The sequence below is a fragment of the Nocardioides sp. genome (assembly GCF_036267815.1).
In the GTDB taxonomy this organism is placed as follows: Bacteria; Actinomycetota; Actinomycetes; order Propionibacteriales; family Nocardioidaceae; genus Nocardioides.
This window is the reverse complement of record NZ_DATAVI010000035.1, coordinates 23061-35770: the sequence shown is the minus strand read 5'-3', so window position 1 is coordinate 35770 and position 12710 is coordinate 23061. Positions and strand designations below refer to the sequence as shown.

General features: G+C 72.5%; 14 protein-coding genes. 8 read left to right on the top strand and 6 right to left on the bottom strand.

Annotated elements, in window-relative coordinates; genetic code table 11:
- Positions 1-7: 7 nt before the first annotated feature.
- Positions 8-1468: an NAD(P)-binding protein gene (locus VHW64_RS05520; protein WP_329649513.1), complete on the bottom strand. Its 1461-nt coding sequence runs from the start codon at positions 1466-1468 to the stop codon at positions 8-10.
- Positions 1465-2061 carry a TetR family transcriptional regulator gene (locus VHW64_RS05515; RefSeq protein WP_329649512.1) on the bottom strand — a complete coding sequence of 199 codons (597 nt, stop codon included), beginning with the start codon at positions 2059-2061 and terminating at the stop codon, positions 1465-1467. The genes VHW64_RS05520 and VHW64_RS05515 overlap by 4 nt, the downstream gene beginning before the upstream one ends.
- Positions 2062-2162: 101 nt before the next feature.
- Here VHW64_RS05515 and VHW64_RS05510 point away from each other — a divergent pair, with 101 nt between their 5' ends.
- The 3 genes from VHW64_RS05510 (at position 2163) to VHW64_RS05500 (ending at position 4483) form a co-directional block, all read left to right on the top strand.
- Positions 2163-3053, top strand: a complete 891-nt coding sequence (locus VHW64_RS05510) for an SDR family oxidoreductase (protein WP_329649511.1) — start codon at positions 2163-2165, stop codon at positions 3051-3053.
- A gap of 46 nt (positions 3054-3099) precedes the next feature.
- Positions 3100-3900 (top strand): SCO family protein, encoded by an 801-nt coding sequence (locus tag VHW64_RS05505; RefSeq protein WP_329649510.1) that lies wholly within the window; start codon positions 3100-3102, stop codon positions 3898-3900.
- An 88-nt stretch (positions 3901-3988) separates the two neighbouring features.
- Positions 3989-4483 carry a GNAT family N-acetyltransferase gene (locus VHW64_RS05500; protein ID WP_329649509.1) on the top strand — a complete coding sequence of 165 codons (495 nt, stop codon included), beginning with the start codon at positions 3989-3991 and terminating at the stop codon, positions 4481-4483.
- A 42-nt stretch (positions 4484-4525) separates the two neighbouring features.
- On the opposite strand, the gene VHW64_RS05495 is transcribed toward VHW64_RS05500, so the two are convergent.
- From VHW64_RS05495 to VHW64_RS05480, 4 genes are all read right to left on the bottom strand, one after another.
- On the bottom strand, positions 4526-5461 hold the full coding sequence (locus VHW64_RS05495) for a hypothetical protein (RefSeq protein ID WP_329649508.1): 936 nt from the start codon (positions 5459-5461) through the stop codon (positions 4526-4528).
- 69 nt (positions 5462-5530) lie between these two features.
- Positions 5531-5692: a hypothetical protein gene (locus VHW64_RS05490; RefSeq protein ID WP_329649507.1), complete on the bottom strand. Its 162-nt coding sequence runs from the start codon at positions 5690-5692 to the stop codon at positions 5531-5533.
- 274 nt (positions 5693-5966) lie between these two features.
- Entirely contained in the window at positions 5967-6788 is an 822-nt protein-coding gene (locus VHW64_RS05485) for an IclR family transcriptional regulator domain-containing protein (RefSeq protein ID WP_329649506.1), read from the bottom strand.
- A 17-nt stretch (positions 6789-6805) separates the two neighbouring features.
- A complete protein-coding gene (locus VHW64_RS05480; RefSeq protein WP_329649505.1) occupies positions 6806-8287 on the bottom strand; it encodes an amidohydrolase family protein in 1482 nt (493 codons plus the stop codon).
- A 194-nt stretch (positions 8288-8481) separates the two neighbouring features.
- Between VHW64_RS05480 and VHW64_RS05475 the strand changes: the two genes are divergently transcribed.
- The 5 genes from VHW64_RS05475 to VHW64_RS05455 are packed head-to-tail and all read left to right on the top strand — an operon-like array spanning position 8482 to position 12673.
- Entirely contained in the window at positions 8482-9654 is a 1173-nt protein-coding gene (locus tag VHW64_RS05475; protein ID WP_329649504.1) for a CoA transferase, read from the top strand.
- A 10-nt stretch (positions 9655-9664) separates the two neighbouring features.
- Positions 9665-10483: a citryl-CoA lyase gene (locus VHW64_RS05470; protein ID WP_329649503.1), complete on the top strand. Its 819-nt coding sequence runs from the start codon at positions 9665-9667 to the stop codon at positions 10481-10483.
- Positions 10483-11346: a hypothetical protein gene (locus VHW64_RS05465; protein ID WP_329649502.1), complete on the top strand. Its 864-nt coding sequence runs from the start codon at positions 10483-10485 to the stop codon at positions 11344-11346. Before VHW64_RS05470 ends, VHW64_RS05465 begins: the two co-directional genes overlap by 1 nt.
- Complete coding sequence (locus tag VHW64_RS05460; RefSeq protein ID WP_329649501.1) at positions 11343-11702, top strand: hypothetical protein; 360 nt, start codon at positions 11343-11345, stop codon at positions 11700-11702. Before VHW64_RS05465 ends, VHW64_RS05460 begins: the two co-directional genes overlap by 4 nt.
- 8 nt (positions 11703-11710) lie before the next feature.
- The gene (locus VHW64_RS05455) at positions 11711-12673 is read left to right on the top strand and encodes a zinc-binding alcohol dehydrogenase family protein (RefSeq protein WP_329649500.1); all 963 of its coding nucleotides are present in this window, start codon (positions 11711-11713) and stop codon (positions 12671-12673) included.
- Positions 12674-12710: the final 37 nt, after the last annotated feature.

Sequence of the window (12710 nt, the reverse complement as noted above, 5' to 3'; positions counted from 1 at the left end):
CCCGGCCTCAGGCGGACGACCCGAGGCGGCGGAGCGGGGAGGGGTCGGCGACGTCCTCCTGGACGCGCCCGAGCTCGGCGAGGCGGGCCAGGCCGGCCGGGGTGTGCTCGCCCAGCCGGGCGAGAGCGGCCACCACGTCCGGCGAGGCCCGACGCTCGGCGGGGACGCGCGCGGGGTTGAGGGCCACCGAGTCGGCCCAGCTCTTGATGTCGGGCGCACCCCCGAACGCCTGGGTCGCGCGGGTGCCCCGGACGTTCATGGCCGCCCAGTGGGCGAGGGTGTTGCCGTACGGCGACGGCGGGCACAGCCGGTTCTTCTCGGCCCGCGCAGCGCCCTCGTCCGGGTCGGGCCCGCGGGTCGCCTCGACGTAGCCGACGACGGCGGCGCCGAAGCACGGGAAGCCCGCGCGGATGGGCTGGAGCGTGATCGCCGAGGGACTCCACACCCGCACGAGCGGGGGGTTGCGGAGCCCGGAGGCGGCGCAGTGCACCACGACCGCGTCTGGCGCCGTCGAGATGGTGCCCTCGGCGAGGGTCACCAGCCCGCGGTCGACCCGGAGCACGTGCCCGCGGCGTACGACGCGCTCGACGCTGCGCAGCAGGTCCAGCTCCCAGCGTCCCAGCGTCGGCGCCCGCGCCATGCTCGGCATCACCGAGGGGTCCAGGCGCATCATGACGCCGGCCTCCTCGAGGCCCAGGAGCACCTCGTCGAGGGAGGACGCCACGGCAGCGGACTGCATGATGTCGGCCGCCATGCCGAGGATCGAGGCCGGGTCGGGCTGGACGACCGCGCGGTCGAGCATCCACGGGTCACGCGGCCTGACCCAGACGATCCGGTCGGGGTCGAGACCGTGCCGGAGCAGCCAGACGATCGCGTCGGTGGCGGTCTTGCCCGAGCCGACGACCACCAGCTCGCTCGGAGCGTGCTCGAGGCGGGGGACGTCGTTGACCGGGATGACGCGGGCGTCGGGCGTGACCTCGAACGGCGGAGGCATCACCGAGGGGATGTCGGGGGAGAGATAGCGCGCGTCGACGATGCGGCAGGTCGGGGAGACCGTGAGCCGCCGCCCCGAGACCCGCGAGACCGTCTGGCGGTCTCCGACGTACTCGCTCGCGGTGTGCAGCTCGACCCGCCCCGAGGGCAGGAGCCGGTCGGTGAGGACGCGACCGTAGTAGGCGCAGATCTCCGACTTCGTGGCGCGCTCGTGGAGGCCGGCCTCGGGTCCGTCCTGCTGGACTCGGCCACCGCCCAGCACCGTCGACGCCACGCCGTAGAACGTCGAGGACTGGTGGAGCTGGACGAACGGGTAGGCGTCGAGCCAGTGGCCGCCGACGGCCGGCCGCCGGTCGACCATGGCGACCTTGACGTCGGAGTGCGTGACCAGGGCATCGGTGAACGCCATCCCGGTCGCGCCCGCGCCGACGACGAGGTAGTCGGCGTCGATGGTGCCGCCGGCCGCCGGGCTCACCGGGAGGCCCCCGAGGCTCGCCGCCGACCACCCCTGGAGGTGATCGCACCGAGCTGGGTGAGCGACTCGCGCACGACCGCGGTGAGGTCGCGGGTCTCGTCGTCCCCCACCCAGCGTGCGAACGCGACCCGCATGACCGCGATCCCGGCCTCGGCGGCCAGGCTCGCGTCGGGCTCGTCGACGCCGCGGCGTCGTAGCCCGTCGGCCAGGGCGCCGGCCAGCGATGCCATCTTGGCCAGCTCGCGCTCACGCAGCTCCGCGTTCGCGTCGATGACCGCCTGGCGGCGTCGCGCGAAGTCGCGACGCTCGCCGAGCATCGTCGCCGCGGCGTCGAGGGCCGCGGCCACCGCCCGCATCGGCGCTGCGGAGGCCGGGGTGCGGTCCACCGCCTCGACCATCGCCGACCGCAGGGTCTCGGAGCCGTCGAACAGGACCTCGCGCTTGTCGGCGTAGTAGCGGAAGAAGGTGCGGGACGTGAGGCCGGCGCGGGCGGCGATGTCGGCGACGGTCGTCTGGTCGAAGCCGCGCTCGAGGTAGAGGTCCATCGCCGCTTGCCGGAAGCGGCCACTCGCGCCCGGCTCCCAGCGACCCATGCCCGGATCCTACGCGATGTCACACCATGACATCGCTGTGCTAGCGTGATGTCATCAAGTGACATCGAGCCCGCTCGGCGGGCCGGGAGCGGGAGGTCGTCATGCGGGTGTTCGTCACCGGTGCGTCAGGGTGGATCGGGTCGGCGGTCGTCGCCGAGCTCCTCGCGGCAGAGCACGAGGTCGTCGGGCTGGCCCGGTCGGAGGCGTCGGCCGCCACGGTCGCGGGTCTCGGGGCCGAGGCCCTGCGCGGAGACCTCACCGACCTCGACAGCCTCCGCGCCGGCGCCCGACGAGCCGACGGCGTCGTGCACCTGGGCTACCACCACGACTTCTCGCAGATGGCCGAGGCCGCGGCGATGGACCGTGCCGCCATCGACGTGCTGGGTGAGGTGCTCGCGGGCACCGGCGGGCCGCTCGTGACCGCGTCGGGGACGCTCGGCCTCTCGCCGGGACGCGTCGGCACCGAGCGGGACGTGCCCGACCCGGCCAACCACCCTCGCATCGCCAATGCCGCCGCGACCCTGGCGTACGCCGACCGCGGGGTGCGCGCGTCGGTCGTGCGCTTCGCGCCCACCGTGCACGGCGCGGGTGATCACGGGTTCATCGCGACGCTGGTGGCGGTCGCCCGCGACCGGGGGATCTCGGCGTACGTCGACGAGGGGGCCAACCGGTGGCCGGCCGTCCATCGCCTCGATGCGGCCGACCTGGTGCGCCGCGTCGTGGACGATGCCCCGGCCGGATCGACCTTCCACGCCGTGGCCGAGGTGGGGATCTCGGCCCGGACCATCGCGGAGGCCATCGGCCTCGGCCTCGGCGTGCCGGTCTCGTCGATCCCGGCCGACCGGGCCGACGAGCACTTCGGGTGGATCGGCCGCTTCTTCGGCGCCGACGCCCCGGCATCCAACGCGCTGACCCGCGAGCGGCTCGGCTGGGACCCGAACCGCCCGGGCCTGGTCGCCGACCTCGACGCGGGTCACTACTTCCTGGCCTGAGGGGGGGCCGCGCGACCGGCTCAGGGTCGCCGTGGAGGATGGTGGCGTGCGCCTGGTCCCGTCTCCCGTCCTCCGCCGGCCCCTGGCACTGGCCGTCACGACGCTCGCGTCCGCCCTGCTCCTGACGGCGTGCGGCTCGAGCCACGCGCCGTCGGCCCCCGTCGGCGGCGGGGGCACGGTCCTCGACCGCCCGCTGCCCTCCGCCATCGAGTCGCTGCCCCTTCGCGACGCCGACGGCCACCCCGTCACGCTCTCCGACTTCCGTGGCAAGACGCTGGTGGTCTCCGACTCGATGACGCTCTGCACCGAGGACTGCCCGCTCGACACCGCGAACGTCGTCGCGGCGGCGACGGCCGCCGATGCGGCGGGACTCACCGACAAGGTGGAGTTCCTCACCATCACGGTGGACCCGGCCCGCGACGACAGCCGCCACCTCACGGCGTACCGCAAGCTCTACGACCCGCACCACCAGCTCGCGAACTGGCAGCTCCTGACCGGGAGCCAGGCCGACATCACGCAGCTGTGGAAGTACCTCGGCGTGTACTGGGAGCGGGTCAAGGAGGACTCCCCACCCGACCACGACTGGCTCACCGGGAAGCCGCTGACCTACGACATCGCCCACGCCGACGAGGTGCTGATGTTCGACCCGAAGGGCGTCGAGCGCTACGTCGTCTCGGGGCACGCGCACGTCACGGGGACCAACGGCCTGCCGAGCAGGATGCGGGCCTACCTCAGTCCGGCCGGAAGGCGCCACCTGCTCCGTCCCGGTGCCGCCACCTGGACGCCCGCCAACCTCCTCGCCGGGGTCAGCTGGCTGACCGGCCACCACGCCTCCCTGTCGTCCTAGCGGTCGACCCGGCTGTCGACCCGGCTGTCGACCCGGCTGTCGACCTGGCGTCATAGCTCTCGGACCGCGGGTCTGTCAGGGTCACGGGGTGGGAGAGCTCGAGCTGCTGCGCGCAGACCATGCCGACGCCGTGCTCGACTTCGAGCTCGAAAACCGGGGCTACTTCGCCACGTCGATCTCCGACCGCGGCGACGACTACTTCGAGCACTTCTCCGACCGCCACGCCGCGATGCTCGCGGACCAGGACGCGGGCCGCGGCGCCTACTACGTCCTGGCCGACGACGACGGGTCGATCCTCGGCCGCTTCAACCTCCTCCTCGGCGACGAGGGCGTTGCCACGCTCGGCTACCGGGTCGCGGGTCGAGCGGCGGGGCGCGGCGTGGCCACCGCCGCCGTGGGCGAGATCTGTGCCCTCGCCGCCCACCAGGGCGTCCGCACCCTGCGAGCCGCCACGTCGTACTCCAACCTCGCCTCGCAGCGGGTGCTGCTCAACAACGGGTTCCGACCCGTCGGTCCCGCAGGGCCGGAGGACCTGGGCGGCAAGACCGGCAAGTGGTACGAACGGGACCTCCTCGACGAGTGAGGGTGGTTCGTCCCCGCGCGAGCCTTGCGATCCGGAATCCCGCTAGCGCCCGGCCAGCATCGAGGCGAAGGCCGTGTCGACGGTCGGGTCGGTGGGGATGTAGTCGTGGGCGCCGGAGTCTGCTCGGAACCAGACGACGGACTGGATGTCGTCGGCCTCCATCGCGGCCGGGATGCCTCGGAGGAAGTCGATCTGGGTCTGCGTGCTGAACGTCGTGCCGGCGTCCGAGGCGTCGGTCTGGATGCCGGTCTCGGTGATGTGGCGGGTGATGTCGCCGTACCCATGAGGCACCAGGACCTCGTTGACGAACGTCGCGAACAGCTGGGTGGCGGTCTCGCCGTCCGCGTGCCCGCCGGTCTTGTACGGGTCCCAGCCGACGTCGTCGAGCTTGGAGTGGGCCGGCAGGAACGCCGCCTCCGTCGCGGGGTCTGCGAAGCCCGCGAGCCAGACCAGCGAGTGGACGTGCGAGGAGTGGGCGTGGATCAGGTCGGCGACGTGGTCGGCCGCGGCGACGTACTCCGCGGGCGTCTGGCCGGGGGCGACACCGCCCTCGCCGTTGACGTAGTTGGCGTCGGGCTCGACGTCGAGGGCCAGCAGCACCCGGGTGTCGAGGGCGTCGAGTGACTTGATCACCGCGATGACGTGGTCGTCGTAGGTGCCCGCGGCGATGTCCGACCAGGTCACCCACGAGCCGTCGGTGATCTTGGTCATGAGGGCGACCTGCACCTCGCGGCCGTCGGCGGCGGCGGACCGCATGGTCGCCGGCAGGGGCGAGTCCCAGCCCAGGTAGAACGACGCGACGGCGGGCTGCTCGCGCCACCCGGACGTGTAGGCGCTCAGTCCCGCGTTGTTGCCGGACAGGTAGACGCCGATCGCGGGACCGGAGCCGCCGCCGGTGGTCCACCGCACGATGGCGACCACCGCCGCGACGCAGACGAGGGCCACGACGCCCAGGGACCATCCGCGCTGCCGGCTCATGGGTCCATGATCGGTGATGACCCGGAACCCGCCATTTCCGCGCCGGTCCCGGCGGCCCGGCGACGTCGCTCAGGCGGGCTGCCAGAGCTCGATCCGGTCGCCCTCCGGGTCGGTGACCCAGCCGAAGCGGCCGACGCCCTCGAACTCCTCGGTCTCCCCGGCGACGTCGGCTCCCGCGGAGCGGAGCCGGCCGAGCATCGCGTCGGGGTCGCGGACCCGGAAGCTGAGCATCGTGCCCTGGCTGCGAGACCCGAGGTAGTCGGTCTCGGCCTCGAACGTCGCGAAGACCGTCGCGCCCGCCTCATGGCGTCAGGCGCCGTGCTCGTGGGTGTCCAGACCCAGGCAGTCGCGGTACCACGCGCTCAGGACGGCCGGGTCGGCCGCGCGCGGGAAGCACCCGCCGATGCCGAGCAACGCTCCATGCGCCAAGCCTGCCCCTCCACCAAGGACGCGACACCCCCACCGGGTGCTCCGGCCGGGGTCCTCGCGGGATCGGAGCCAGACGTCAGGCGCGGGCCTCGGCATGCGGTCGTGACTGCCACAGGGCCCAGTCGCTGCTGACCTCGCCGGCGGCGCGCAGCAGGTGCGGGAGATGCTGGTCGAGCAGGGTCCCGGTCGTCGTCTCGGCCGCGTGGACGGTGACGTTCATGGCGGCGCGGACGCTCCCGGCTCCGTCGCGGACCGGCACGCTCACCGAGCGCACGCCCGGTGCTAGCTCCTCGTCGGCCAGCGCCCAGCCGCGGGCACGCACCTGCGCGAGCTCGGCGTCGAGGCTCTTCCGTGACATCTCCTCGGGCTCGACCAAGGAGTGCGGCGGCGTGAGCCCGCTGCGGCTGGGGATCTCCAGCACCTCGTCGAGCTCGGACGGCGACAACGACGCCAGCAGGACCTTGCCCTGCGAGGTGACCGGTGCGGGGAAGAGGGTGCCGATCTCGACGCGCAGCGCGATGATCTTCGGCACCGAGACGCGCGCGACGTAGATGATGTCGCTGCCCTGGAGCTGTGCCATCGACGACGACTCACCGGTCCTTCGGACCAGCGCCTCCAGGTGGGGGCGTGCGATCTCCCACAGGCCGAGCGAGGCGACGTACGCCGTCCCGAGGGTCAGGCACCTCGGCGTCAACGAGAAGGCGCCGTCGACCGACCTGACGTAGCCCAGCTCCTGCAAGGTCAGCAGGAGCCGACGTGCCGTGGGCCGCGCCAGTCCGGTCGACGACGCGACCTCGGCCAGGGACATCTCGCGATGTGATGCGTCGAAGCAGCCGAGCACGTCGAGCCCCCGGGCGAGCGACTCGACGAAGTCAGGTCCCGAGCCTCGGCCTGCCACGTCGTTCCTCCGGGTCCTCAGTCCTCGGCTCCCGAGGCGGGGTCGCCGAACATCGTCCCGCGCGCGCCGTGGGTGCTCTCGGACTGGTAGTCGGTGTACTGGTAGGGGTTGTCGAGCACCTTGCTGCCCTCCGGGAGGGCCGGGTGCATGCCCGCCTGCCAGGTCTCCTCGCCCATCGCCGCGCGCAGGTGGTCGATCGTCGCGTCGATCCCCCGGCGTACGGCGGGGGCGTCGAAGCCGACCAGCTTCCCGGCGTCCTTGACCACGCGGCCGTCGACGATCACGGTGTGGACGTCGCCACGCTGGGCCTGGAAGGCCACGTGGCCGTAGGGGTTCACGATCGGGAAGGACACCGGCGAGTCGTCGTTCTTGATCAGGACGACGTCGGCCTTCGCTCCGGCAGTCAGCCGACCGAGGTCGTCTCTCCCGAGGGCGCGTGCGCCGCCGCGGGTCGCCCAGTCCACGACGTGCTCGGCCCGCAGCGACAGGGCCGTCACCGTGTCGCCCTTGACGTGGGCCTCGAGGTGCTCGCGGGAGCGGTCGGCGCCGAGGGTGGTGCGCATGGCCGAGAACAGGTCGCCGCTCCACCACACGCTGGTGTCCATCGACAGGGACACCGGGATGTCGTACTGGCGCACCTGCCAGGTCGGCGGGTAGCCCTGCCCGGCGCTCTGCTCGGACTCCGTCGACACCGACACCGAGCCGCCGGAAGCAGCGATCCGCTGGTAGGAGTCGGCGCTCAGGGTGGCGGCGTGCACGTAGATGCTCTCCGGAGCCGCGAAGCCGTTCTCGTGGATCAGCCGGATGCCGTCGTCGTTCGTCGCGCCCCACACCCCGGCGTGCGTCGTGACCGCGAGGCCGAGGTCGCGCGCCACCTCGAACGCCGCCCGCTCGGGGAACGACGGGTCGCCGGTCACGTCGAAGGCGAGCTGGAAGCCGAGCATGTCGCCCGCCCCGGTCCGCCGCCGCTCGAAGAAGTCGCGCACGGCCGGGTCGGCCGTCCACTCCCACGGTCCCGCCTGGATGTTGCCGTAGGCCAGCACGAACCGGCCCGGAGTCGCCAGCAGCGCGTCGACTGCTGCGTCCGCGTGGTCGACGGTCTGGAGCCCGTGCGACCAGTCGACGGTCGTGGTCACGCCGGCCTCGAGCGACTCCCAGGCCGAGAGCAGGTTGCCCGCGTGGATGTCCTCGGGGCGGAAGGTCCTGCCGTGCTCGAGGTAGTACCAGACGAAGTACTGCGTGAGGGTCCAGTCGGCGCCGTAGGCGCGCATCGCGGTCTGCCACATGTGCCGGTGCGTGTCGATCATCCCGGGCATCACGATGCCGCCGGACGCGTCGATCTCGCGGGTGCCCTCGGGCACCTGGAGGCTGGGTCCGACCGCCTCGACCCGGTCGCCGACGACCAGGACGTCGGCCCGGGGATGGACGGTGTGCGCGTCGTCCATCGTGAGCACCGTGCCGCCGCGCAGGACGACCGGCTCGGGCATCGAGTCGGGCATGGCCCCTCCTCCGTGCTGCCAGGGACGTCGTCGTGGCCGGGACCGCGATGAGAGGTGAGCGGACACATGTCCGTCTAGCGGTCAATCTCGACCCCTTGGCCCCGTCTGTCAAGGTCGAAGGAACCTTGACGCACAGGAGACATCGCTGGTGAACTCCGCGCGGACGAGCGTCCGCAAAGACCTGGGGGGCCTGAGTGACCGAACGACCGACGGGACCTCTCGCGGGCATCCTGGTCGCAGACTTCTCGCGGGTGCTGGCCGGTCCGTACGCGACGATGCTGCTGGCCGACCTCGGTGCCGACGTGATCAAGGTCGAGTCGCCGGCCGGCGACGACACCCGGGCCTGGACCCCACCGGTGCGCGACGGCATCTCGACGTACTACCTCGCGGTGAACCGCAACAAGCGCTCGGTCGTCCTGGACCTCAAGGACGACGGCGACCTGGGGCTCGCCCGCGAGCTGGGCACGCGGTGCGACGTCATGATCGAGAACCTCAGGCCCGGCGGGATGGCGCGCTTCGGCCTCGGGTACGACGACCTGTCGCCGGCCAACCCGGGCCTGGTCTACGCCTCGATCAGCGGGTTCGGCACGACCGAGAGGGGCGCCGCCCTGCCGGGCTACGACCTGATCGTGCAGGCCATGTCGGGGCTGATGAGCCTCACCGGTGATCCGGACACGGAGCCTTTCCGCTCCGGGATATCCGTCTTCGACGTGATGGCCGGCATGCACGCGGCCATCGGCGTCCTGGCCGCGCTCAACGAGCGCTACCTGACCGGCACGGGCCAGCAGGTCGAGGTCAACCTGCTCTCCTCCGCCCTGTCGGGAATGGTCAACCAGACCAGCGCCTACGTCGCGGGCGGCGTCGTCCCGCAGCGGATGGGCAACAGTCACCCGAGCCTCTACCCCTACGAGCCGATCCCCTGTGCCGACGGCGAGCTGATCATCACCTCGGGCAACAACGCGCAGTTCCGCAAGCTCTGCGAGGTGATCGGCGCGCCGGAGCTCGCCGACGACCCGAGGTTCGCCCGCAACGAGGACCGGACGGTCCACCGCGCCGAGCTGCGCCCCCTGCTCGTCGAGCGGCTGCGGACGCGCACCAAGATGGAGTGGTTCCGCGACATCATCGCCGCCGGCGTGCCGTGCGGACCGATCAACGACGTCGCCCAGGGTGTCGGCTTCGCGACCGAGATCGGTCTGGACCCGGTCGTCGAGGTCGGCGAGGGAGACGCGATGGTGCCGTCGGTCCGCAACCCTGTCACGCTGTCGGACACGCCCGTGGACTATCGACTGCCGCCCCCCGCGCTCGACGAGCACGGGAAGGAGATCCGGGCCTGGCTGCGCGGTGACGAGGGATCCGTCGGAAGCTGAGAGAGGCACGATGAGCGAGCTGGAGTTCCCGACGTCCCTGGGGACGTCGAGCGCCGACGAGATCCGGCTGCTGGGTCGCAGCCTCACCGAGGACCTGATGGGCGAGGTCGGCTTCGGCGAGCTCGCCTTCTGGCTGGTCGCCCTGCGTCGGCCCACGCCGTCCGAGACCCGCGTCTTCGAGGCGGTCCTGGTCGCGCTGGCCGACCACGGCTTCACCCCAACCGCCATCGCGGCCCGCCTCACCTACCTCTCGGCGCCCGACTCGCTCCAGGGGGCGCTCGCCGCCGGCCTGCTGGGTGGCGGGTCGCGGTTCCTCGGGGTGACCGAGGACTGCGGCCGCTTCCTGCACGAGGTGCTTGCTCGCGACGACGCCCTTCGCGACGACGCCCTGCCCGGCGACGACGCCGGCTGGGACGCGCTCGCCCTGGCCGCCGTACGCCGGGAGCGCGCGGCCGGACGGTACCTGCCGGGCCTGGGCCACCCGGTCCACAAGGTCCTCGACCCGCGGACGCCGCGGCTGCTCGCCATCGCCGAGGAGGAGGGGCTGCGTGGGCCGCACCTGCGGCTCTTCGAGGCCATCGGACGCACCCATGAGGAGGTGCTGGGTCGTCGACTCCCGCTCAACGGCGCGGGTGTCTGCGGCGCGGCGCTGGCCGACCTCGGCCTGCCCGTCGACCTGCTGCGCGGCTTCGCTCTCCTGGCTCGTGCCGCCGGGCTGCTCGGGCACCTGGCCGAGGAGGCGCGCCGTCCGATCGCGATGGACGCCTACCTGGCCGTCGACCGCAACGCCGTGTACACCGACCCGACCGACAGCTCAGGGGAGGCCTGATGGCAACCGTCGCCGCGGTCATCGCCTCGACCCACCATCCCTTCTACTACCGGGCGAGCACGAGCACCGGCGCCGACCGGCCGCCGTTCGCCGACGAGTGGCAGGCCAAGATCGAGACCTTCCGGGAGACGCTCACCCGGGCCGAGCCCGATGTGCTGGTGATGGTCGGCAGCGACCACTTCCACCAGCTGTGGCTGGACAACATGCCGCAGTTCCTGGTCGGCAAGGCGCCGTACTACGACGCCAACTGGTACAACGAGGAGCGCGAGTTCGGGCTGCCGCGCCTCCGGCTCGGCGGCGACGAGGAGCTCTCGTCGCACATCCTGCGCAACGGGCTGGACGCCGACTTCGACCTCGCCTTCAGCAACGAGCTGCGGATCGACCACAGCATCACCTGCCCGATCATCACGCTGCGGCCCGAGGCCGACCTGCCGATCGTGCCGATCTACACCAACATCTTCGCGCCGCCGCTGCCCCAGCCGAAGCGGTTCGTCCAGCTGGGCAAGGCGATTCGCGAGATGGTCGAATCGTGGGAGAGCGACAAGCGAGTGGCCATCATCGGCACCGGCCATCTCTCGCTCGAGCTCGGAGGCCCGCGCCAGTTCGGCGAGCACGGACCCGACCCCGAGTTCGACCGCAGGGCGGTCGACTGGATCGCGAACGGCGACCTCGCGGGCTGCCTGTCCGAGGTGACGCTGGACAGCCTGCACGCGCCCGGGAACGCGACGCACGGCTTCATGGACTTCATGCTGATGATGGGCGTGGCGGGCGAGGGCGTGAAGGCCGACCACGTCGACTCCCTGGACCTGTTCCACACGATGGAGGCCTACTTCACCTGGTATCCCGAGGGGGCGCTGTCGTGAGCAGGTACCTGCTCGACAAGTTCCTCTACACCGTCGACCGCGACCCCGACCTGGTCGAGCGCTACCGCTCCGACCCGGCCGGCACCGTCGACTGGTGGGAGGCCGAGATGGCGAACGTCCTCCTCAACTGCCACACCGGCGAGAGGTCCACGTGGCTGGCCTTCGAGGACGACGAACGACGTGCCCTGGTCGAGCACGACCACGTCGCCCTCTTCGCGCTGGGAGCCCACCCCTTCCTCACGCTCACCTTGTTCATCGCCATGTTCGAGCGCGACCACGGGCCGCTGGAGTACCAGATCGCCTTCGGGCAGCGGCTGCGGCACTTCGACCTGCCCTACCCGGACATCGCGACATGAGCGGCTCGATGAGGGGCGCGGTGCTCCACACGCCGGGCCGGCCGCCGTCGTACGGCGAGCACCCGGCGCCGACGTCGCAGGCGGGGCGGACGCTGCTCCGGGTCACCGCCGCGCCGCTCGTGCCGCTGGACCTGCTGTGCGCCTCCGGGACGTCGTACTTCGGGGTGCCCGCCACGCCGTACGTCCCCGGTGGCCAGGGTGTCGGCGTCGTGGAGTCGTCGCACGCGTTCGAGCCCGGGACCCGGGTGTGGTTCTTCGCCACGGCCGGGATGCGGCCGGGTGACGGGTCGCTGGCCGAGCTCGCCGCCGTACCCGACGGCGACGTCGTACCCCTGGCTGCCGGGGTGAGCGACGAGCTGGCCGCGGCCGTCGGCCTGTCCGGAGTCGCCGCGTGGATGGCACTGTCGTGGCGCGCGCAGCTCCGGCCCGGCGAGCGCGCCCTGGTCCTCGGCGGCGGCGGCGCGGTGGGCCAGATCGGGATCGGCGCGGCCCGCGTGCTCGGAGCGTCCGCCGTGGTGGCCGTCGCCCGGACCTCCTCGGTCGAGCGAGCGGCGGCGGCGGGCGCGGACGTCGTCGTGCCGCTGGTCGACGACGTGGACCAGCTGGCGGCGGCGCTGGCCGAGCACGGCCCGTTCGACGTCGTGCTCGACCCGGTCTTCGGCGTCGTCTCGGAGGCGGCGTCCCGCACGCTGGCCGAGCGCGGCCGGCTGGTGAACCTCGGCGGGGCCCGCGGCGACCGCGCGACGTACTCCTCCTCGGTGATCCGGAGCCGCACCGCCTCGATCCTCGGCTACACCAACAACGCGCTGTCACCCGAGCAGCGGCGGGAGGCGATCGGCGCGGTCCTCGAGCACGCGGCCGCCGGCCGGGTCTCGATGCGCTACGAGGTGCGCTCCATGGCAGACGTCGAGGAGGTCTGGGCGCGCCAGGCTGCCGGCGAGCCCGCGGCGCGCGTCGTCCTGGTCCCCTGACCTGCTGCCTTCCGGGAGGGCGTACGAATCGCGGCCT